General features: G+C 43.4%; 18 protein-coding genes and 2 pseudogenes. 10 read left to right on the forward strand and 10 right to left on the reverse strand.

What is annotated here, in order from left to right:
- Positions 1–327, forward strand: a pseudogene (locus tag EWV68_RS16100) (Rpn family recombination-promoting nuclease/putative transposase); the annotation flags it as partial.
- Between the two features lie 456 nt (positions 328–783).
- Here the strand turns inward: EWV68_RS16100 and EWV68_RS16105 are convergent.
- Complete coding sequence (locus EWV68_RS16105) at positions 784–2,580, reverse strand: SUMF1/EgtB/PvdO family nonheme iron enzyme (RefSeq protein WP_287170401.1); 1,797 nt, start codon at positions 2,578–2,580, stop codon at positions 784–786.
- Positions 2,581–2,709: 129 nt separating this feature from the next.
- Between EWV68_RS16105 and EWV68_RS16110 the strand changes: the two genes are divergently transcribed.
- The 6 genes from EWV68_RS16110 (at position 2,710) to EWV68_RS16135 (ending at position 8,448) form a co-directional block, all read left to right on the forward strand.
- Entirely contained in the window at positions 2,710–3,357 is a 648-nt protein-coding gene (locus EWV68_RS16110; protein ID WP_287170402.1) for a DUF3386 domain-containing protein, read from the forward strand.
- Positions 3,358–3,614: 257 nt separating this feature from the next.
- Positions 3,615–3,851, forward strand: coding sequence for a NifU family protein (locus EWV68_RS16115; protein ID WP_002779291.1), 237 nt, complete (start codon positions 3,615–3,617; stop codon positions 3,849–3,851).
- A gap of 453 nt (positions 3,852–4,304) precedes the next feature.
- Positions 4,305–5,393, forward strand: coding sequence for an isocitrate/isopropylmalate family dehydrogenase (locus EWV68_RS16120; protein ID WP_002774283.1), 1,089 nt, complete (start codon positions 4,305–4,307; stop codon positions 5,391–5,393).
- Between the two features lie 160 nt (positions 5,394–5,553).
- The gene (locus EWV68_RS16125; protein WP_287170403.1) at positions 5,554–6,177 is read left to right on the forward strand and encodes a COP23 domain-containing protein; all 624 of its coding nucleotides are present in this window, start codon (positions 5,554–5,556) and stop codon (positions 6,175–6,177) included.
- 106 nt (positions 6,178–6,283) lie between these two features.
- On the forward strand, positions 6,284–7,213 hold the full coding sequence (locus EWV68_RS16130; RefSeq protein ID WP_061431402.1) for a S1 family peptidase: 930 nt from the start codon (positions 6,284–6,286) through the stop codon (positions 7,211–7,213).
- A 29-nt stretch (positions 7,214–7,242) separates the two neighbouring features.
- The gene (locus tag EWV68_RS16135) at positions 7,243–8,448 is read left to right on the forward strand and encodes a tetratricopeptide repeat-containing S1 family peptidase (RefSeq protein WP_287170405.1); all 1,206 of its coding nucleotides are present in this window, start codon (positions 7,243–7,245) and stop codon (positions 8,446–8,448) included.
- A 21-nt stretch (positions 8,449–8,469) separates the two neighbouring features.
- Here the strand turns inward: EWV68_RS16135 and EWV68_RS16140 are convergent, their stop codons facing one another.
- From EWV68_RS16140 to EWV68_RS16150, 3 genes are all read right to left on the reverse strand, one after another.
- Positions 8,470–9,069, reverse strand: a complete 600-nt coding sequence (locus tag EWV68_RS16140) for a hypothetical protein (protein ID WP_287237586.1) — start codon at positions 9,067–9,069, stop codon at positions 8,470–8,472.
- Positions 9,070–9,117: 48 nt separating this feature from the next.
- Complete coding sequence (locus tag EWV68_RS16145) at positions 9,118–10,344, reverse strand: hypothetical protein (RefSeq protein WP_353737384.1); 1,227 nt, start codon at positions 10,342–10,344, stop codon at positions 9,118–9,120.
- A gap of 385 nt (positions 10,345–10,729) precedes the next feature.
- Positions 10,730–11,233 (reverse strand): hypothetical protein, encoded by a 504-nt coding sequence (locus EWV68_RS16150; protein WP_002798683.1) that lies wholly within the window; start codon positions 11,231–11,233, stop codon positions 10,730–10,732.
- Between the two features lie 290 nt (positions 11,234–11,523).
- Here EWV68_RS16150 and EWV68_RS16155 point away from each other — a divergent pair, with 290 nt between their 5' ends.
- Both EWV68_RS16155 and EWV68_RS16160 read left to right on the forward strand, forming a co-directional pair.
- Positions 11,524–11,838 carry a hypothetical protein gene (locus EWV68_RS16155; RefSeq protein WP_002735918.1) on the forward strand — a complete coding sequence of 105 codons (315 nt, stop codon included), beginning with the start codon at positions 11,524–11,526 and terminating at the stop codon, positions 11,836–11,838.
- Between the two features lie 501 nt (positions 11,839–12,339).
- Positions 12,340–12,735: a hypothetical protein gene (locus EWV68_RS16160; protein WP_287170408.1), complete on the forward strand. Its 396-nt coding sequence runs from the start codon at positions 12,340–12,342 to the stop codon at positions 12,733–12,735.
- A 248-nt stretch (positions 12,736–12,983) separates the two neighbouring features.
- Here the strand turns inward: EWV68_RS16160 and EWV68_RS16165 are convergent, their stop codons facing one another.
- From EWV68_RS16165 to EWV68_RS16180, 4 genes and pseudogenes are all read right to left on the reverse strand, one after another.
- Positions 12,984–13,376 (reverse strand): hypothetical protein, encoded by a 393-nt coding sequence (locus EWV68_RS16165; protein WP_012264932.1) that lies wholly within the window; start codon positions 13,374–13,376, stop codon positions 12,984–12,986.
- A gap of 295 nt (positions 13,377–13,671) precedes the next feature.
- Complete coding sequence (locus tag EWV68_RS16170; protein ID WP_287170409.1) at positions 13,672–15,810, reverse strand: O-linked N-acetylglucosamine transferase, SPINDLY family protein; 2,139 nt, start codon at positions 15,808–15,810, stop codon at positions 13,672–13,674.
- 18 nt (positions 15,811–15,828) lie between these two features.
- On the reverse strand, positions 15,829–16,518 hold the full coding sequence (locus EWV68_RS16175) for a Uma2 family endonuclease (RefSeq protein ID WP_061431397.1): 690 nt from the start codon (positions 16,516–16,518) through the stop codon (positions 15,829–15,831).
- Positions 16,519–16,847: 329 nt separating this feature from the next.
- Positions 16,848–18,116: pseudogene (locus EWV68_RS16180) on the reverse strand (aspartate aminotransferase family protein); the annotation flags it as partial.
- Between the two features lie 126 nt (positions 18,117–18,242).
- Between EWV68_RS16180 and EWV68_RS16185 the strand changes: the two are divergent.
- Complete coding sequence (locus EWV68_RS16185) at positions 18,243–19,301, forward strand: potassium channel family protein (protein ID WP_125732212.1); 1,059 nt, start codon at positions 18,243–18,245, stop codon at positions 19,299–19,301.
- On the opposite strand, the gene EWV68_RS16190 is transcribed toward EWV68_RS16185, so the two are convergent.
- Both EWV68_RS16190 and EWV68_RS16195 read right to left on the reverse strand, forming a co-directional pair.
- The gene (locus EWV68_RS16190; protein ID WP_061431396.1) at positions 19,302–19,712 is read right to left on the reverse strand and encodes a PIN domain-containing protein; all 411 of its coding nucleotides are present in this window, start codon (positions 19,710–19,712) and stop codon (positions 19,302–19,304) included.
- Complete coding sequence (locus EWV68_RS16195) at positions 19,709–20,671, reverse strand: hypothetical protein (RefSeq protein WP_287170410.1); 963 nt, start codon at positions 20,669–20,671, stop codon at positions 19,709–19,711. The genes EWV68_RS16190 and EWV68_RS16195 overlap by 4 nt, the downstream gene beginning before the upstream one ends.
- Between the last annotated feature and the right edge of the window lie 114 nt (positions 20,672–20,785).

Below are 20,785 nucleotides of genomic sequence, written 5' to 3' on the forward strand. Positions count from 1 at the left end.
TTGATAGAGACAATTTTGGTTTATAAGTTACCCCAAGTCAGTAGAAAGGAGATAGAAGCGATGTTTAGTTTAAGTGATTTAAAACAAACTAAAGTGTATCAGGAAGCTTTAGAAGAAGGTAGAGAGGAAGGTAGAGAGGAAGGTAGAGAGGAAGGTAGAGAGGAAGGTAGAGAGGAAGGTAGAGAAGAAGGCCGACAAGAAGGCGAATTAGCGGCAAAATTAGCCTCTATTCCTCGTTTATTGGCCTTAGGATTAAACTTTGAACAGATAGCACAGGCTTTAGAATTAGAAATCGAACAGGTTAGACAAGCAACTCAAGGGGAATAGGAAAAGTTCAACGCGATCGCAATAAGGTTAGATAGCGTATCATGCTAAACGACTTTTGTACTATAGCAGAGAGACTAGCTGTGTCATCATTAGACATCTCCGAAAACGTAGGGACAATTCATGAATTTTACTCCGAAAACGTAGGGACAATTCATGAATTGTCCCTACCAAGGGTTTCAGGTTACGCATATTTAATTTTAGGAAATATCTATTCTCTATCATCTGGGATTATTGGCATATCTGTAATGATTTGATGGCATCGAACACAAGCCTTAACCCCTTGTTCCAAACGCCATCGACAGAAATTGAAAATCGAATCTTCTATGCAAACCCTAATTAAGTCTTCAACTGTTCATCTGAGATATTAACAGTAATGGAAGCCATTAAAAATCTCAAAAAAAAATCGACCCGCCCTTAGGCGGGAGACAAAGGGCAAAAGAGCAAAAGAACAAAGGGTTAAAGTCCTGGGGAGACACACGCAACCCGAAAACCGTAACCGAAATGGCCTATTATGCGGGTGTAATCGTCGTGGCGGTTAGCGGAACGGCAGTACCTTGATAAAGTCTCCCAAGAGCCGCCGCGCACTATTTTGAAAGGATTGGCTCTTTGATAATTTGTTATCCAAGCACTGCCATCCTTTGGCGCATTCTCATAGGTACTATGCCAATCGTCTTCGCACCACTCCCAAACATTGCCACTCATGTCATACAGTCCCCAAGCATTGGGCTTTTTCTGACCCACAGGATGAATTGTCTGCTGAGAATTTCCGTCATACCAAGCGTAATCTCCTAACTGATTAGCATCATCACCGAAATAAAAGCGAGTGGTTGTCCCCGCACGACAGGCATATTCCCATTCCGCTTCTGTGGGGAGGCGATAGGTTTTCCCTGTTATTTGACTCAATTTCTGACAAAAGGCTTGAGCATCATTCCAACTAACATTTTCTACTGGATTTTGCCGATTATTTTTAAACCGAGAGGGATTTGTTCCCATTACTGCTTCATATTGTGCCTGAGTCACTGGATATTTCCCAATCGCAAAACTGTTGACTTGAACTTGGTGTTGAGGCTTTTCTCTACTTTGAGCATCAGAATCACTGTCAGGAGATCCCATGAGAAATTCACCTGCTGGTAAGTTCACCATCTCTAGTGTTATCCCGTTGGGTAGGTTTTCGGTAAATGAAGTTTTATTGCCTAGTGCTGTCTCTGGTTGAGGAAGGGGAGGAATAGGAGAGTCACCGACGACGGAGGTGATAAAATTCCCGACTCTCTCGATTACATGATTGTTGATGCGTTGAATGGCGGTTTCGAGTTCGATTTCCTCATCGGGGATTTCCACGTCTGTCCATTGCCATCCTTCCTGCTCGGCTCGCTCTAATGCGATCGCTAAACGGCCGCGCTTTTCTTCGCTGGTGACAAGGAAATTGAGCAAACTAGCCGATAGATTCTCGTTTTTGCGGAAAGATACCGCCGATTCGGAACTAAGAATGTTCTGGACGAGGGATTCCACTTCGCTGACACTGCGGGAAAGTTCCCCGTCAATGGTCACTACTCGATCGATTAAGCCTTGAAACTGTCCGATAATTGGTTTTAGGTATTGTTCTAGATTAATGGCTACTTTGGCCATTTCGATCGCTTCTTTTTCCAGACTATCTAACTCCAGCTGCAACTGATACACTTGTTTGTACCCGTTCAACTCGCCGATCATTTTCGAGAAAACCTGTTTTTGTGTATCCTGATCTTCAGCTAATTTCTGGATACTTTCGCTGATTAGGTCGATTTTCTTGAGCATGAGCAAGCTGGCGCGACCAACGAGAATCACGGTGCGGAAAATCTGCTGTTTCTGTAGTCTCAGGGTATCTCGCAGTTCAGCCGAGCCGATGCTATTCTCCAAAGATTGGCGTTTTCGCTCTGTTTCTGCCAATTTCTGGCATTTAACCGCCACTGCCTCTTTGATTTCCTCGGTCAGTGACTGGAAAAACCGCCGGTATTCATCCTTATGGTCGGTGAGAAATCTGATTAACTGGTTATAGTCCTTGACTAACCTTTCCAATTCTTGAAAAGTTTCCTCGAAATTGAGGGGTTCTTCTTTTTTCCTCAATCCTAACCATGTATTGCGGACCCGTTTTCCGGTTTTAATCAGTTGCTGTCTTTCTTGAATCTGATCCTGCAAAATTAATAAATCGGGGCGATTTAGTTGGGGAAGTTGATAGGTTTTCCGATAAAGCTTGATTTTCGCCGTTTCTTCTGCCATCGCCTTGGTCGCTGAGGGTGAGTTTTTTCTATTTTAGCCCGATTTTTTGATCAGCTAGAAATCTCGGCCAGAGGCGAAAAAATCAGCGACAATGATATAAATGGAGTTATCAACACAAGTAAAGCGATTATGACTGTAGCCACGACGAACGCCCGAGATATTTTCCGCTCCGCCTACGAAAACCGTTACACTTGGGATGAACGATTCCCCGGTTACACTGCTGATATTATCCTCACCCAAGGGGAGGAAGTCTATACGGGCAAAATTCAAGTTAATGCCGATTATAGTGTGGAAGTAACGGGCATTGATGACGAGAAAGTGCAAGAAAGTATCTATAATCAAATGCGCGACATCGTTACTCACCGCAAAAGAGGCAATTTTGAGGCTTCCCACGGCAAAAACCAGTTTAATTTCGGGCAAGATGATCCCACCGGTGCGGTAGAAATTCTTGTCACCGGCGATGCGATGGGGTCTAATTATAAAGTGCGCGGCCGGGAAATCTGTCAAGTCAGTCGAGTCATGGGACCGATGGCTTTTACTATTAATACCGAGGAAAGTCTCGATACGGGAGAAGGTTATATTTCTATTCGCTATAATGCCATTTTCCGCAATGCTAAAACCGATGAATTAAAGGGAAAACGTGACTTTAAGGAAACCTACGAAAAAATCGGTAATTATTATTTACCCTCCTGTCAAGTAATTAACGCAATCGATGCGGGGGGCGAAAAATCCACCACAGAATTCACTTTTATCAATCTACAGCTTTTAGAAGCTTAAGGGTTATCCCCGCCCAAAAAGCGTTAGGATTGAAGTAACTAAGTAGGTGGGTGTTAAAAATTGTCGGATCCCCCCGCCTATCGGCACCCCCCTTATCAAAGGGGGGATTAAGGGGGGATCCCCCCTTATCAAGGGGGGCAGGGGGGATCAAACCCCCCTTATCAAGGGGGGCAGGGGGGATCAAAGACAAAATCTATCTTCAATTTAATTGAAACCACTTACTTACACTGTAATAAATCTCTGACCAGAAGCTGATTATGTCTTTAACACTGACTCCTGATAACGTCGAACAAGTTTTAGATGAAATGCGCCCCTACCTGATGGCGGATGGTGGTAACGTGGAATTAGTCGAAATCGACGGGCCAGTCGTCAAACTGCGTCTTCAAGGCGCTTGCGGTTCCTGTCCCAGTTCCACCATGACCCTAAAAATGGGCATCGAACGTCGTCTCCGGGAAGTGATTCCCGAAATTGCCGAAGTTGAACAAGCTTTCTAAATCTTGGGTTAATTAATTCTCACCACCGCCCGATTGCTAATTTAATTAGCGATCGGGCATAATATTAATTATATATTTTCTTCTAAGTGGCTAGGTGTTAAAAACTTTCAGATACCCCCCTTATTAAGGGTAGATCCCCCCGCCTATCGGCACCCCCCTTATCAAGGGGGGCAGGGGGGATCGAACCCCCCTTATCAAGGGGGGCAGGGGGGATCAAACCCCCCTTATCAAGGGGGGCAGGGGGGATCAAACCCCCCTTATCAAGGGGGGCAAAAGGCAAAAGGGAGAATAAATAATCGGTTTTTAATAACCAGATTTGGTATTATATATCTTTTTCTGCAAGATTGATAAAATTACAGAATTAATTAAGGTAAAAAGTATCTTTTTTAGCCGATTAAACGGTCAATTAAGCATTAAGATATACTTGAAAATTTTTATTAAAACTCAAAAATTATGACTGAAAATATCCCCACTATTGTGGTCATGCACGGCGACCAAACTGGAGAAGAACTATTACTAGAAGCCCTGAGAGTATTGCAACCCTCGATAATTCGTCAACCGCTTAACTTTGCCGATTTTGATCTTAGTTTAGCCCAGCGTCGCCAGAGTAACAATCAAGTGGTTCACGAGGCCGCCGAAGCGACTCTAAAAACCGGATTAGCTCTCAAAGCTGCCACTATTACCCCAGAAATCAAAGGAGATGTGGGCAGTCCTAACGCTATTTTAAGAGAAGCAATGAATTCTCAGGTAATTCTCCGCATCGGTCGCCGTATCCCCGGTATTCGTCCGATTGGGGGCGTTTATTCTCCCATTGCCATTGTCCGCATGGCCGTTGATGATGCCTACGGGGCCAAAGAATGGCGAGAAACCACTGCCACCGGCGATGAAATTGCCTATCGCACCTCGCGCATTTCTAGGGCTACCAGTCGCGCTGTGGCCGAGTTTACCTTTCAACAGGCCAAAAAAACCGGGGCGCGGGTATTTGGTGGCCCAAAATTCACCGTTAGTGCCACCTACGAAGGGATGTTTAAAGAGGAATTAGACGCGGCGGCCCAAAGACATCCGGAAGTGCGTTATCAACCCCTGTTAATTGATGCAACTTTTGCCCTACTTTTACAAACCGACGGCGAAGCTTTGGTGATTCCGGCACTTAATCGCGATGGCGATTTATTATCCGATTTTGTCTTGCAACTCTATGGCAGTATTGCCGGGGCCGAAAGTTTAGTTTTGGGATTTGATGAGGAGACCTTAGCGGTTAAAACTATTATGGCAGAAGCTCCCCACGGCACGGCCCCGGCTTTAGAGGGCAAAAATATCGCTAATCCCATGGCGATGATTTTAGCCTCGGCAGCTTTGTTAGGTTATATCGAAACTAGCGAAGCGCGCAAAGCTTCTCGGGCAATTTATGAAAGTGTCTTTGAAACTATTCACGAGGGCAAAAAAACCCCCGATTTAGGGGGCCAAATGACCATGAGTGAGTTTACCGATGAGGTGATTCGTCGCGTGGTCAGTAAGTTAGAAGTTTGGTCTGCTTTGGGGTAAACGAACTCATCTGATTGCTCTCTTAAAGGAGTTTGAAGAAAGGGTAATCCCAAAAAATAAGAATTGTTGCAAAGGCCTTGCTTTTGTTTGTTTTGCGGAGAAATAACAGCTACCTTTGAAGTGTATAGTAGAGTCCCTTTGCAGGATTAGAATAAGGACAATGAAATTACAAACTTTGACAAAAACTCTGACTATTGGTCTGATTGGTGTAGGAGCTGCCTTGACCTTACAATCACCGAGCCAAGCTCAAGCCAGATTCGAGTGTCTTTTACCAGTGACAGGCCCCCATGTGGGAGTTCCCACAACCTATGCCAAAGTCGGCTCTAATGAACGCAAACCTGTGATTCGTTGGGTTTCTGGTTATTCTAGCGGTTCCGGTTACACTCCCCAGCAACGGTGTCTAGAAGTAACTAGACGATTCAATACCCTTTACGCTCGACCAGGCGGAATTGATATTATTACCACTGGCTATCTCAATGGTCTGCCGGTCATCTATTCCCCTAGTAATGGACGAGAACGGGCAAATCGCGATAACCTATTATTTACCCTCAAGAAAGGGGAAGACGCAACCCAGAAAATCCAACAGCTATTCGACCTCCGGGAGGGATCTAGAACCGATCCTTTGTTTGAAAGCTCATCGGATTCTGTCATTGTCCATTTCAACAAATTCCTAGAAAATGCTCCCGTGGAAACAAATCTGGCTACCGGTTCGTCCCCCTCTCCACTGCCGGAGACTTCTCCCGAACAGTCGCCCCAAAAACCATCGGGCGGTTCTGTTTGGTAAACTTTTCTAGTTCTATAGATAAGGTAGGTTGGGTTGACGCAAGGAAACCCAACGCCCGCTGTTTGGTAAACTTTTCTAGTTCTATAGATGGGAGCATAGTAATCAAGTGAGTCGGGCGATAAAAAGAATTTTGGCTGGTGCGGGCGGTTTATTATTGGGACTGTCCACACCTTTGCTTGCTGTCCAAAGCTATGCTCCTGCTCTGGAACCTAACCAGGCCAATGCCCATAGCTCTCAACAACTTTCAGAACAACAGCTGCGTCAGTTAGCCAGAGCAATTACTGTTAAGGTGTTATCAGGGCAAGGCTGGGGTTCGGGCATTTTAGTCGAAAAGCAGGGTGCTTCCTACAAAGTCCTCACGAATGACCATGTTTTAGGACGGTATCGCTATCGGGGTTGGCAAATACAAACCCCTGACGGCAAGATACATCGGGGTGAGTTGGTCAGAACAGTTCGCTTGAATGATTATGATTTAGGCTTAGTTTCTTTTCGCAGTAGCCAAGTTTATTCTATTGCTGATTTGGCTAATGTCGATGATCTCGCTATCGGAGATGAAGTTTTCGCCGCTGGCTTTCCCTACGATGGCGATCGCCCGACAGAACAAGGATTTACCTTCACCGTGGGTAAACTGTCGCTTTTGAGTGATAAATCCTTTTCGGGGGGCTACCAAATCGGCTACACCAATAAGATTAAAAATGGTATGAGTGGCGGACCGCTGCTAAATCGGCAAGGTAAAGTTATTGGTATTAACGGGATTCATGCTTATCCTCTCTGGGGTAAATCCTACGTTTTTGCTGATGGAACAGTGACTTCACCGGCACTGTGGGAACAAATGAGTCGATTAAGTTGGGCGATTCCTATCGGGACTTTTTTACAATCGGGGTCATCTTCTCCATCTGCTTCCAGTCGGCAACGGCCCGCAGTGTCACCCCCACCGCTTCCCACCCATAGAGAACCCACTTTCTGGGAAGATTTTCCTTCTCCATCCTCGTCAACCCCAAGAGAAAAGAATCCCGCTCCCACAACCCTCTGGTAAATTCCACTCAACTGTATTTTTAAACCAGAATGAGCAACAATTTCTTGAAAATTTCCGCCGCCCTAGTTAGTATAGCGGTGTTTGTGGTTTCTCCTCAGATTGCTAAGGCATCAACAACTGAGCAGATAGAAAAAATTGCTGAAAAGATTACCGTTTTAATCCCCTCAGAAGAAGAGGGGGCGAATGGGAAAATTACTGCTAATGGCTCTGGATCAATTATTGCCAAAGAAGGAAAAGTTTATACTGTTCTTACTGCTAGTCATGTAATCTGTAAAGATGCTAGAGATGCCTGCAAGTTCTATTACGATCAACTAAAAATTATTACCTGGGATGGCAAGCAATATCCGCTCGATTACAATAGCATCAAAAAATTACCCGGAGTAGATCTAGCTCTCGTGCAGTTTCAGAGCGACCAAAATTATCAATTGGCGACCTTGGGTAACTATCAAGTAGCTGACGAACAATTTATTTTTGCTTCTGGATGGCCGGACCCGAAATTTATCGGCAAGCGGAAACGATTGTTCAATGTGGGGAAAGTGCTGCCCAAGGACATTACACCCTTGCTGAAAATATTTCCCCCGGAGTTGGGGTATGAGATAGTTTATACCAGTGTCACCTATGGGGGCATGAGTGGCGGTCCAGTGTTGGATCTCAATGGACGAGTCATCGCGGTTCACGGACAAAATGAAGCCGAAAAAATCGCCAAGGTTCCCGTGCCAATTGGCTTTAGTCTCGCTATTCCCATCACTACTTTTTTGAAATTAGCACCCCAGTCTGGCATTCAAGGGCAGATAAATGTCGAAAATTCGCCCCCCAATGCCTTATCTTTGCAAGAAATTGGTGATGAATTATACAAGGCTTTTGAAGTTCCCAATAATAACGATACTAATCCCCTAAACTGGCTTAATCAAGGCAATAAAATGTGGCGGTTAGGACAATTAGCCCTCGCCTATGCCGCCTATGAAAAAGCCTTGCAACTCGATGCTCAACTCTATCAAGCTTGGTACGGTAAAGGTCTGGTCTTGACCTACTGGAAACGCTCCCAAGAGGCGCTGGCCGCCTACGAACAAGCTCTCAAAATTAATCCTAACTCCAATACTGCCAAAAAACTGCGAGACAATGTCCAACAATCTTTAGAGGGAAGAAATACCCCTTCTCTAACTCCCTCACAGCCAACCACCGCGCCCACGGTGGAGCCTTCACCACAGCCCTCTAATCCGAGAAGACTATGGTGAAGTGAGCAGGGAAAATGCGGGTTAGCGAGTGGCTTCCACCAATGCAGCTAAGGATACTCCAAAGGCTCGTATGTCTGCGGGGATATTGCTGAGAAATGCTTCGTTACTGGCTGAAATCATCGCATTATAGGCCTGCACCGCCGCCAGCAATTTAACTGGATTAACCGTATTATCTGAGGTTAATCCTTCTAATCGGTTCAATAAGTCTTGAATAAGATCTAGCGGTGCGCCTGGTACAGTGCTAAGAGCAGCAATGACAGCATTGATATTATTACCCGCCTGTGCATCCCCGGTTAAGATGCTCAGTAGCAATTGCTGAATGGCTGGGGGAATCGGGATACCTGTGGGGGAGGTTAAATTATTATCAGCTAACTGAATATTCAAAGAAGCGGCCGTCTGATTAACAGAGATTTGAGCCGGTTCTCCCCCCTGAAATCCCAATCCCGTCACCGTGGTGGTGATGGGGATAGTTTGACCGGCAAAATCACTGGTGGAAAGAATTGGTCCGGTGATATCGGATTGGTTGCCGGTTTGCGCCATAACGGGAGAGACTAGGGAATTGGTCAGCAAAACCGCCGCCACTAGGGAAACTTGCCAATTAGTCAACCATTTCATCAACATGGTCTTAATCCTCATTCAAAAAACTAAGTTACACAATATAAAAACCGACTAACGGGGGAAAAAGTAATTGTAGCCGATACTCATGACGAAGCGAGCGCCGTCCCCGGCATTGCCTGTTAAATCAGCGCCGGCAAGGTTAACCGTCAAGGGGATTTTCGGGAAAGGAATCAGAGAAATACCCGCATTTAAATCTTGACCCGACCATTCGACAATGGCCGAGACCGGTTCAACTATTCGTAAACCCGCACTAGCAAACACACCCAGGGAATTTACCCCATCTTCGATGGCTCCTTCCGAGCGAAAACGACCACCACCAACACCCAAAGAGAGCGTCAATTGGCTAAAGGGTTCTTTCGTTGTTTCTGTTAACTGAAAAAATTTACTCACCACCCCGTAGATACTACTACTGCCATCTGTCCCACCCCAGTTAATAGCGTTTTCAAATCCTAGGGCCACAGCAAAACTTTCTGGCAGAGAACGGTGAATTTTAAAGCTAAAACTGCCCCGTCCGGCATTATCACCAAAAAGGCTCAAAATCGCCAGAGTTACATCTAAACCGACAATTTTCTGGGGGTCTCCCAAACCGCCCCCTAGAGCTAACCCACCATCTGCTTGATTGGTAAAACGGGTTCTTGACTGGAAACCGAAACCACCGAAAATCTGCCCAAAATTCGCTCCAAAAGCGCTGGGAGTAGAGATACTGCCACTAGGAGTAACCACAAATTCCGCCAGTTTCGCAGAAAGGGTTTGTTGCCTTAATTGCGGTTCCTCAATCAGAAACTCTTGACGTAAACGCTGCAATTCGGGGGAAACATTGGTATCAACGGGGGTAGATGCTTGCGCTTGCCATTTTTCGACTTCTGGAGAGTTATTAACTCCTACTGGTAAAAGCTGACTCGCTCGCGTTGTCCCTAGATTCGCCTTCCATTCTTCTAGGGTTGAAATTGTCCCGGTCTTTTCTGTTGCTAAAGTATCGAGGGACGATTTCCCTAGTTTATTTTCTAAGGATGAGGGCCGATTACTATCGGCTAATCCCTCTGTTGTCGAGAAGGAATTGCTTGTCAGAACTCTTTCTGTCCTCTCTAATTCTACGGGGTAATTAATGATAATTTTTTCCTGGGATACCCGAATAGAAGCAGCGTCAATGTCTAAGGGGGAAGGAATGGCTTTCACCCCATCGCAAAGTATGGCCGTCCCCAAACAGGAGGCAATGAAAATTCCCCCAGAAAATATCTGTCTCATTTGGCTGTTTCTTTTGGCTTTTTTTAACAACACTTCCAGCTTTCCTCACAGACGAAGTTAATTTGCAAGAATTGTAACTGATTTATGCTTAGATAGCAAGTTATTAAACCTGTTCGTTATCAATCATGGAATCCCCTAGTGCGCCTAAATGAAATGTAAAATATTTACGACCTCTATTCTTGGCTTCGATGGTTGTGCTGCCTCTCTGTTCACGAATCAAATAGGCGGATTATAGCGTTTCCCAATCTCATGAGGTACACCAAAATCTTAACTCCTGAATCCCGAATCCTGACTCCTGAATCCCGAATCCTGACTCCTGACTCCTCAAAACCTAAGACTCTGTACCTCACAACTATGGGAATTGCTATATATTGCTAGAACTAAAAAAAGCGGGTTGAACCCCGCTTGTAATCAACAACTAAGCCAACTTAAAGGCATCTCGCCAACACCAGCGCAACAGGGTAAAAGCTATCAAACCTTTAACCACTTCTAGAAACCAGTAACCAATCTGCAAGGACATCATTTCTCCCGACATTCCCGACGCAGTAACGGGAGCCAGTAAACCCATAGCGCTCAGATTGGGAGTGAGAAAATAGGTGTAAATTAGGGTGATTACTAAGAGAACACCGGCGAATAGGAGCGATCGATGTTCGGGGAGATGGATTAAGGTATGATAGCGGTGGAAGACAACAAAGCTACACAGCACAATCGCCGCACAAACTAATTCCAGATGGTTAAAAATGCCAAATAGCAAGTAACCAGCACTGGCAAAGCCATTTTGTGTCATCATGCCAGCTACGGATAAGCTGGGGATAATGATTAAATCGATGACGAAACTGGCACTTAACCAGAAACCAAGAACAACCATGGCTAGGGTTGTCCAATTAAACCAAGACCAATAACGCTCAACAAAAGTTTTCATTAGGCTTGCTCCTCCTTGCCTTTCTAACTTAATTGTAAAGAGCGTTCGCCAAAATTCTGGCCAGTTTTTCGGTAATTCTTAGCAATTCTTATCAATTCTTATAATATCAACTTAGTTTTCCGGAAGGGCAACCAAACAATACCGCTCTTACTTCTAGATTTGGCCACCCGCTCGGCGCAGAATTGTAAAGATTTATCAACAAGTGTTTATAAAAACCTTTAAATATTGACCAAGGTGACGATTCTAGACTTACCCTGAAACAATAACTGACTATCTACGGGTTTACTGTTATGGATAAGGATTTTCGTAACTATCGCATGGTTTGCACCCTCACCTTCGGAGATATTTACGGACAAATAATCGTTTGGTTAATCGTTATTTTTCTTACTCTGGCTTCCACTCTAGCTCTTTGGAGTAGCACTAGACAAATTTTCGCCCTCGCTACCGTGGGGTTAGTCGTCGTCCTCTCTTTGCCTTTTTTACTCTTTGCTTTCGTTACTACCCTCCTCAATCATATTGAATTCGTTCCCATCGAAGCGGAAACCAACATTCGTCGTGGTCCTGTCCCCGGAGTTAGCGGCAGCCGTGTACCCGCAGCCAGCTAAATCCGACCAAATCCCCAATAAATAGGGCTTGCTGAAAAAGTTTTTCCTGGGGGCAGGGTGTGGGGTGTGGGGTGTGGGGTGTGGGGTTTTATCGATTTTCAGGTGGTCAACTACCTAATTTTCAGGGAAAAAGTCCCGGAATTTTCCCCCCAATCACTCCAATGGTCGGCACTTTTTGAGGGAAAAAAAGTCTAAAAACCTTATCCAACAAGGTTTTTAGATTTATTCAGCAAACCCTAAATAATCTAGAGACGTTGTCAGCAACGTCTCTAGCAGTTTTTGCCCTTGTTTGCGTCGGGGTTTCTCGTTCTTGATTTTTGTTAATTTTTGTAAATTTAACTTGTTTTTAAAACCTTTTTCTGTTAGGGATTATCCAAAGAAAAATAGATGAAAGAGGCAAATCGTCAAGAGAATAATCTTGTTTGCTGCCTGATCCCGGTCAATGATAAATTTTAAAATACCTAGTCTTTTACATTTTCCCAACTCTCGGAGTGATCCCCGATGTTAAAAAATCTCTTTGGTGGCAAAAAATCTGACTTTTACCTAGAACTAAAAGAAACCGATGGTGAACAAAAAGCGACAGCAACCACGGCAGCAGCCGCGCCTGTTGTGGAAGCGCCTGCCCCTGCTGTGGAGTCTGCTGCCGCCCCCGTAGCCGAGAAAAAAGCCAAAAAAACTTCTGTTAAGAAAGAAAAGCAAGCAAAAGAAACTCCCGCCGCTCCTGTGAGCGCACCGGCACCCGTAGCCGCTACTAACGGTAAAGTAGAGCCGCAAGAAGTGGAATTTGCGACAAAATACTTGATTACTCCTAGTATGTCTCGCCGTCGCCCTGGTCCTAGTTTGAATGGTTTCAAAGACATGGCGCGCAAAGCGAAACTACCTGCTAACCGCGGCTAAATCCCCCCGGATTGCTTTCTCAACAAAAAAAAAGGAGAGCTTTCTTTGACTCTCCTTTTTCATCAGGGTGCATCTACTAACTCAAGTGTAGCAGCGAGTTTTTTTAAGGTTGGTTATTTAGGTTACTCCCTAGAGTATTTTGGGGATAATTATTACCTGTCTTTTTGGGCAATTTTTAAAACCTAGGACTAGGTTGGCTGGTGGACGGGTGCAAAATCAGCATTCATATTCTTGATTCGGCAACGCCATTAGGGATTAACTTTCGCCGCTCGGATTAGCCAACCGATTACCCCACCCGTAACACCACTGAGGATCGAACTGAGCGAAGCGGTGATCACCACTACCCCGATCTGTTTCCAGTTTTTCAATTCCCCGACTTTTTCGGCGAGATCGGTGGTTTTTCCCGCCGCGTTCTCTTTGACTTTAACTCGATCGCTTAAACCCTCTATCTTCGCGTCTAGGGTTCGGATATCGCCTTTAATTTCCGACTGCCCTAACTCTAAATTCTTCTGTCCGTTTTCTATGGTGGTTAGTCGGTTTTCCATGGTGGTTAGTCGGTTTTCGATCGCTTTTTGTCCGTTGGCAATGCCGATAATTAAATCCTCCAATCTTTTTAAATCTTTTTCAGTGGCGGCTGTCATCAGTTAAACTCCTCTTAGTTGAATTTTTCTTGCCCCGATTCGATAAGTATCTAAGCACAATTAATTACACATCTAAGCCACTACTCCGTCAGACTTCTGCTGTGATCAGTAAACAGTGAACTGAAAACTCAAATCCGATCCCTAATAGCTGTATCCCGTCTCCCGTCTCCCGTCTCCCGTCTCCTGTCTCCCGTCTCCCGTCTCGGAGTCTCCTGTCTCGGAGTCTCCTGTCTCGACTAGGAAATTAATTTTGCACGACTACTTACTTTATTGATTGCGGATAACTTTCTCATTATCAATTTCCCTCCCAGATTTTTAAATAGGCATTTTCCATATTTTGAGCGAATTTTTTCCCTTGCCAGAGCGGGGCTGTGTCACGATTTCCTAACAGTTGATGGCTGATGTCTTGACGAAGGGAGCGATCGAGTCCTAATTTTACTCCCCAGTCGATATATTCTGCCTCATTCCAGCCAATTCCGGCTTCAATACCAGCATTAATCATAAAAGTATAACTATTGCGGGCGGAAAATTGTTCTCCTACCAATGTAACTAAAGGGATTCCTTGCCATAAAACTTCTAAGGTGGTGGTAGCACCATTGTAGGGATAGGTATCTAACACCACATCGGCAATCTGTAAATTAGCGCGATGGGTATATTCATCGATATCTCTCGGTAAAAACCGCAATCTTTGGGGATTAACTCCCTCCCGAATCGCTATTTCAGTAAATAATTCTTGAATTTTTTCAGTCTTACCGACTCCCTTAATCAGAAAATAACTATTAGGCACTTGTGCGAGAATTTTCATCTGAAGTTTAATGGTATCAGGATGGCGTTTCATGCCACTTTGTGCGGAAAAATAGATGGTAGCATCGGGGGGAATTTCTAAATCTTCTCGACGGAGATTGGGAGTGCCGATTTCAAAACCATCCACTGCTAAATATGTCTCTGGTAAACGATAGATTTTTTCTCGATAATATTCCTCCGCTTGCTGGGGTAAAACGTAGGGATCGGCGATATAGTAATCAATAGTTGCTAATCCAGAAGCATCCCAACCTAACCAAGTCACTTGTTTTGCTGCGGGTTTCTGGGCCATAATCTGATTGGTGAGATTATGGGTTAAACTATCTAAATCTACTAGAATATCTATCTGATCCTGTTGAATTTGTTGGGCAACTTCTAGGGGATTTTGAGCGTAGGGAAAATGACGGATAATATCTCGGCTATCCCGGAACCATTGACGGGTAATTTCATCTTCTTCTTGGTTAATAGTATAGATGGCTATTTGCAATTTTTCTCGATCATGATGGTGAATTAACCAACGACTTAACCAACCGACAGAATGATGTTTTAAGGTACTGGCAAGATAACCGATCGTTAGTTTTTCTTGAACTTTTTTGATCCTAAACAAAGGAGTTTTTAAACTATTATTATCAAGGAAAATTTCGGCGACGCAATTAGTTAATTTTCGGTTGGCTAAGGCTCGATCGCCTAGGTAGGGTAGGGGACTAGAAACATTGAGAAAGCTAGTTTTAATAATCGGTTCTAAAGTGATATTTTTCTGACGGGTTAATTCCTGTAATAAATCATGATATTCTTGATAAATATGATCAATTTCTTGCCAAACTCCCCAGCGCAAAAGTATTAACAAAATCAGATAATTACTGTATAACTTTAGGGTTGGAGTTAGACAAATTTCTCGGAATTGATAGGCAGTTATCAAAGAATTATCAAAGTCTTCTGCTAAAATATAGAGGTTAACCAATTGTTCCAAAAGACTCAGATCATTTGGTCTTAATTGCAGACAAAGTTTAATAATTTCCACTCCAAAAGTGGGACTTTGTTGCTCGTTGGTGACTCGTGCTGCTATCTGAAAAGCTTGCGGGATAAAACTATCGGCTAATTCCTCCAGGTAGGGTAAACTTGCTTGAGCTAAATCTAAAGTTAATTCATGGGGATATAAAAGACTTTTGAGAACTACATTTAAAAGTAATTCTCGATCGGGATTAGATCTGAGATTGTCTTGAATAGGATAATTAAGTAGTTCTTCAGGATCAAATATTTCTAAATCTAAAGCTAAGTCGAATAAAGCTAATAAATTATTAATTGACTTGGGAACAATTTCCTGTAGATGATAGCGAAAATATTCTACAGCTGCCAGATCACCTTTTCTTTGTTGTCGTCGCGCTTCTGCGTCTAAAACCGCTTCTAATTCTGCTTGCCATTGCTTAACTTCTTCCAGATTACCTTCCCTTAAAACATTTTGCCACATCACCTGTGCCTCTGCTGCTAAATTTTGCAGAAGATAGGCAACTCCCAAGTACCAATAGTCAGAAATATTTTCAGGATTGTTATCGATTAGTTCCTCGTAGATTGCCGCAACTTGAGGATAATCTTCGGCAATTAAAGCTTGATAAGCGTCAGGATGCCAATTCATAAATTTAAATATCAATTATTATTTTTTTTGAGATAATATCTTCAGAAAATCTTGATGTTCTTGACTGGCTAAACCTTGCTGTAAAACTGTCAAAACCTGTCCTAAGTTACCCGCTAATAAAGCATTAACATCTAACCAAAGACCGGGGAAAACCTGCGAGTAAATTATCCCTCGACTATCGGGTTCAAGTTTAATATATTCTCCAGCATTTAATCGGAACCAATCTAATTGACGTTCATAAACTCGCCAAACAAGATATTCTTGCACTTGATTACGACGATAAACTCGCCATTTATTGTGGAGATCATAGGAAGCACTAGAAGCGGCGATTTCTACGATTAATTCCGGCGCACCTTCGATATAATCATCGTCACTAATAGTTGATTGTCCAGCAATTTTAATTCTTAGTAAAGCATCTGGTTGTACTTCATTATCTGCATCCAGACGCACTGTAGTATTATCCGCAGACATCACCCCAATTGTGGCGGCTTTATAGACCCCTAACCAAGTTAAAATATCAGAATGAGGTTCTCCATGACTCTGCACTCGTACAGGAGAAGACATATAAACTATTCCTTCAATTAATTCGGCTTTTTTTATTTCAGAAAGGTTCTGATAACGGCACTCAAATTCCTGGCGACTTAGTTGATCACCATTTTCTAAAGGAGGGGTTTTAGGGAGAGAATAAATAGGTTCAGAAGTGATCATTTTATTTGCCCCGAACAACAGTAGATTTATCCTCCCCTAGTCCAGTGAAAAGGTGACAGTTAGGGGGATAAAGCTCAAAAAGAATTGACTCATAAGTAGGTAGGCACATTTATTTGTAGGATGGGTTAGCGGTAGCGTAACATGAGCGGGCGTTGGGTTTCATGCTTCAACCCAACCTACGTTCTGGAAACTGTCAACTTAAAACTTACATCTGATAACTGATAACTGATAACTGATAACTGATAACTGATAACTGATAACTGATAACTGATAACTGATAACTGATAACTGATAACTGATAACTGATAACTGATAACTGATAACTGATAGATGGCTGCTTCTAGCTTATCCATAGCCTCATCTACTTCTGTTTCCGAGACAATTAAAGGAGGTACAAAACGGAGAACTTTCGGACCTGCGGGGGCAATTAATAAACCCTCGGCCAAGGCTGCATTAACAATAGTAGATGAAACCAACTCACTTTCTGAATTAATTTCCAGACCATTAATTAAACCCCAACCGCGCACATCGACAAATAGATGGGGATATTGAGAAGCAATCACGCGTAAACGGCTGCGTAATTGTTCCCCTCGCTGCTGGACATTTTCGAGAAGATGATCCCGTTCAATGGTTTGTAATACTGTTAAAGCTGAGGCACAAGCGAAAGGATTACCTCCAAAGGTACTCGCATGACTACCCGGTTCAAACACATCACAGAATTTTCTGCACATCATCGCACCGATGGGAATACCACCCGCTAAACCCTTAGCAGAAGTGAAAATATCCGGTTCCACTCCTAAATTCTCATAACCCCAGAGTTTACCAGTTCTTCCGACTCCCACCTGTACTTCATCAAAGACAAGCAAAATGTTATTTTCGTCGCAAATTTGCCGTAAACGTTGGAAATATTCGATATCCCCTGGACGAACTCCCCCTTCACCCTGCAGCGGTTCCAACATAATCGCGGCCACACGACGATTACCCTCATCGAGATCAGCGATCGCATTTTCCACCGCTTCGATATCATTATAGGGAATATAGGCAAACCCCGGCATCAGGGGTTCAAAGTCTTTTTGGTACTTCGGTTGACCGGTTGCGGTGATGGTAGCTAAAGTCCGACCGTGAAAACTAGCGTGAGCGGTTAAAATAACCGGCTGTTCGAGGAAATCTAGCACCGTATGGGCATATTTCCGTACTAATTTAATCGCCGCTTCGTTCGCTTCCGCACCAGAATTACAGAAAAAGACTTTATCAGCGCAGGAATGATCGACAATCCATTTAGCTAGTTCCCCTTGTTCGGGAATATAGTATAAATTCGAGACATGATGGAGTTTTTGGATTTGCTGGCTAACCACTTCAATTAAAGCAGGGTGCGCGTGACCGAGGGTACAGGTGGCAATTCCTGCGACAAAATCAAGGTATTGTTTGCCGGAAGTATCCCAGAGAAGACAGCCTAACCCTTTGGCGATCGCAATGGGAAAACGACCATAAGTATTCATCACATAGCTGTTAAAACTATCTCGATCGAAGGGTTGATTCGGGTTTAAATTGGGAGTGGGATCAACTAGGGTTGGTTCTAAAAGGGTTTCTGGACTCACTGGGGAACTCCTGCGCGATTAGACATAGGGGAAATTATAATCAAATCCGTCTGAGAAGGACGGGTTATTTAGATTAAAAACTGATTTTATTGTAATTTACTAGACAGTCTTAGGGGTGAATTTTGCTTGTCTATCAGTGAAGATAAATATCGTCGTCTGCGTCAGGAATTAATCGGGGGAATTTTTGCCCTGATTGTGGTGTTTTTGCTGGGTACGCTTTGGTATCATCTGATCGAGGGTTGGAGTTGGCTAGATTCGGCCTATATGACGATTAGTACCCTCGCTACCGTCGGTTTTGGCGAAATTAATCCCCTAGGTGAACGGGGACGACTGTTTACAATGGTTTTGATCGTGATGGGAGTAATCACGATCGGTTATATTGTTAATCGCTTGACCGAAGCTTTAATTCAAGGCTATTTTCAAGAGGGACTCAAACAGAGACAGGAGAAACGCGTGATCGATCGACTATCGGAACACTATATCATCTGTGGTTTGGGTCGCACGGGGAGACAGGTGGCGATCGAATTTCACGCCGAAAATATTCCTTTTGTAGTCATTGATACAGACCCCCTACAGGTAAATCGGGCCAAAGAATTAAATTATATTGTTGTTCAAGGGGATGCTACCTTAGATAAATCTTTACAAATGGCAGGAATCGAACGCGCTATTTGTATTGTGGCCGCTTTAACTTCCGATGCGGAGAATTTATATACAGTTTTGTCTGCTAAAACTCTTAATCCGAAAATCCGCGCCATTGCTAGGGCCAGTACCGAAGAAGCAGTACAAAAATTACAACGGGCCGGGGCCGATGCGGTGGTATCTCCCTATATTACCGGCGGTAGAAGATTAGCGGCCGCAGCCCTACGACCCCAGGTGATGGATTTTGTCGATGGGATTTTAACTGGAACCGATCGATCGTTTTATATGGAGGAATTTCTAATCGATCCGAGGACTTGTCCCTGTGTCGGTTTAAGTCTTAGTCAAGCACATTTAAGATCTCGATCGGGGGCTTTAGTTTTGGCTATACGTCGCGCTGATGGTACGCTAATCGGGGGACCCACTGGCGATACGGAATTAATGGCCGGGGATCTGTTAATTTGTATGGGAACGGCCGAACAATTACGCAGTTTAACTCAGATTTTAATCCCCATGCGATCGGATGGTTTACGTTTACCGAAGCATTAGTTAAAGAATCGATAAAAAATCCACTGGTAGCATTGCGGGAACAGGGGAAACTGCAAAATCTCTTAGGTTTCGCGTTATGATTATTTCTAGCTTTTCTGATTCAGCAACGGCACTGGTAACGGCATCTTCAAAATCTTTCATCTGACTTGCCAATGCTTGCCTAATTATTGCATCTGTCACCCTAGCAACTTGCAAATTCTCTAGAAGAATTATCACCAACTTTCTTGAGCTTTCTCTTCCATTTTCTCTAGACAAAATATAATAAATATTAGTGACGGCATGACCAGAAATATATCCTTGAGTTTTACCTGTCTTAACTGTATTTAATGCTTGTACAGATGCTTGAAAATGTGGTTCACGCTTACCCAAAACATCTAGCAATACATCACTATCGAATAGGACTCGTTTCACCGATACTTCTCCACTAAATAATCAATATACGATTCTTTTGGGTCTTCTGATCCTAAATCAACAACCCCCACTAAGTCTCTTGTCCAAGGATCAAGATCGCTTAAGTCATCTGTTAGGGAATGAGAGGTAGTTTCTGAGGATACATTCTGACGAAAAACACGCCCATATTCTAATGCTTTCTCAAAATCCTCCTGATCAGAAATTGATCCAGAAAGATTATCTAACCAGTTTTCAGACGAAGATTTTTCAGTTTCCAAATCGACCAAACCTGTTAAATTTTGTGTAGAGGCATCAATATCATTGAAATTATCTGCTAGGGAATGAGAAGTAGTTTCTGAGGATACATTCTTAGGATTAAATCGCTCTTGAATTCTGAAAATTATTAAACTGTAATAGGCTCTCAATTGGGTGACTAAAGATTTGTCAGTATCTTGGAAATATTCGGTTATAGTACGATTAGAAACCGATAGAGCATTTTTAGCTCCCTGGTAAATTTGCTCTAATTCTGAATCGGCAAACATATCAATAAACACATCTATCGTTTCCGAGAGAAGGAGTGAACCTTCCACCACTCTGATTAAATCGGCTTTTTCCTCACCAGTCTTTCCCTCATTGATCTGAGCAAGGCTGATAAATAATTGATTATAGGCAGTAATTTGATTAGTAAATTGGTCTATATATTGGATTAATTCCAGTGCCAAAACCTCATTCTTATATTGTTTCCATACCTGAAACCATAGTTGATTAATTTGCCAAAATATATCGGCTCTTGCTTGATAAGTTTTAGAGTTATCCTTAACTTGCTCAAGTAAAATCTGAGTTTCTTGTAGTAAATTATCCAGGATGATTCGATCAGAATCGTTTATAATTTGATTGAGTTTATCTGTAATATCTTGGAGATTTTCTAACAAAAATTGTCCTAAATTTTCCCGTTCGACTGAACTTGGCAGACTATTCATCGGAAATTTTGGGTCTGAAACCCCGCCGTTCTAGGTTGGCTTTACGTTAGAATTAAAAGGCCAGTCTCGAAAACCAAGTGGACGGCGCAGCACCTTGAAAACTCGGCTTAGGGG

The sequence above is a fragment of the Microcystis sp. M_QC_C_20170808_M9Col genome, assembly GCF_007095495.1.
GTDB lineage: Bacteria > Cyanobacteriota > Cyanobacteriia > Cyanobacteriales > Microcystaceae > Microcystis > Microcystis aeruginosa.

Bases quoted from the DNA above. Each gene is read 5' to 3' on its own strand.
- EWV68_RS16105 (WP_287170401.1), bottom strand. From the start codon at position 2,580: ATGGCAGAAGAAACGGCGAAAATCAAGCTTTATCGGAAAACCTATCAA.
- EWV68_RS16110 (WP_287170402.1), top strand. From the start codon at position 2,710: ATGACTGTAGCCACGACGAACGCCCGAGATATTTTCCGCTCCGCCTAC.
- EWV68_RS16115 (WP_002779291.1), top strand. From the start codon at position 3,615: ATGTCTTTAACACTGACTCCTGATAACGTCGAACAAGTTTTAGATGAA.
- EWV68_RS16120 (WP_002774283.1), top strand. From the start codon at position 4,305: ATGACTGAAAATATCCCCACTATTGTGGTCATGCACGGCGACCAAACT.
- EWV68_RS16125 (WP_287170403.1), top strand. From the start codon at position 5,554: ATGAAATTACAAACTTTGACAAAAACTCTGACTATTGGTCTGATTGGT.
- EWV68_RS16135 (WP_287170405.1), top strand. From the start codon at position 7,243: ATGAGCAACAATTTCTTGAAAATTTCCGCCGCCCTAGTTAGTATAGCG.
- EWV68_RS16140 (WP_287237586.1), bottom strand. From the start codon at position 9,069: ATGTTGATGAAATGGTTGACTAATTGGCAAGTTTCCCTAGTGGCGGCG.
- EWV68_RS16150 (WP_002798683.1), bottom strand. From the start codon at position 11,233: ATGAAAACTTTTGTTGAGCGTTATTGGTCTTGGTTTAATTGGACAACC.
- EWV68_RS16155 (WP_002735918.1), top strand. From the start codon at position 11,524: ATGGATAAGGATTTTCGTAACTATCGCATGGTTTGCACCCTCACCTTC.
- EWV68_RS16160 (WP_287170408.1), top strand. From the start codon at position 12,340: ATGTTAAAAAATCTCTTTGGTGGCAAAAAATCTGACTTTTACCTAGAA.
- EWV68_RS16165 (WP_012264932.1), bottom strand. From the start codon at position 13,376: ATGACAGCCGCCACTGAAAAAGATTTAAAAAGATTGGAGGATTTAATT.
- EWV68_RS16170 (WP_287170409.1), bottom strand. From the start codon at position 15,810: ATGAATTGGCATCCTGACGCTTATCAAGCTTTAATTGCCGAAGATTAT.
- EWV68_RS16175 (WP_061431397.1), bottom strand. From the start codon at position 16,518: ATGATCACTTCTGAACCTATTTATTCTCTCCCTAAAACCCCTCCTTTA.
- EWV68_RS16195 (WP_287170410.1), bottom strand. From the start codon at position 20,671: ATGAATAGTCTGCCAAGTTCAGTCGAACGGGAAAATTTAGGACAATTT.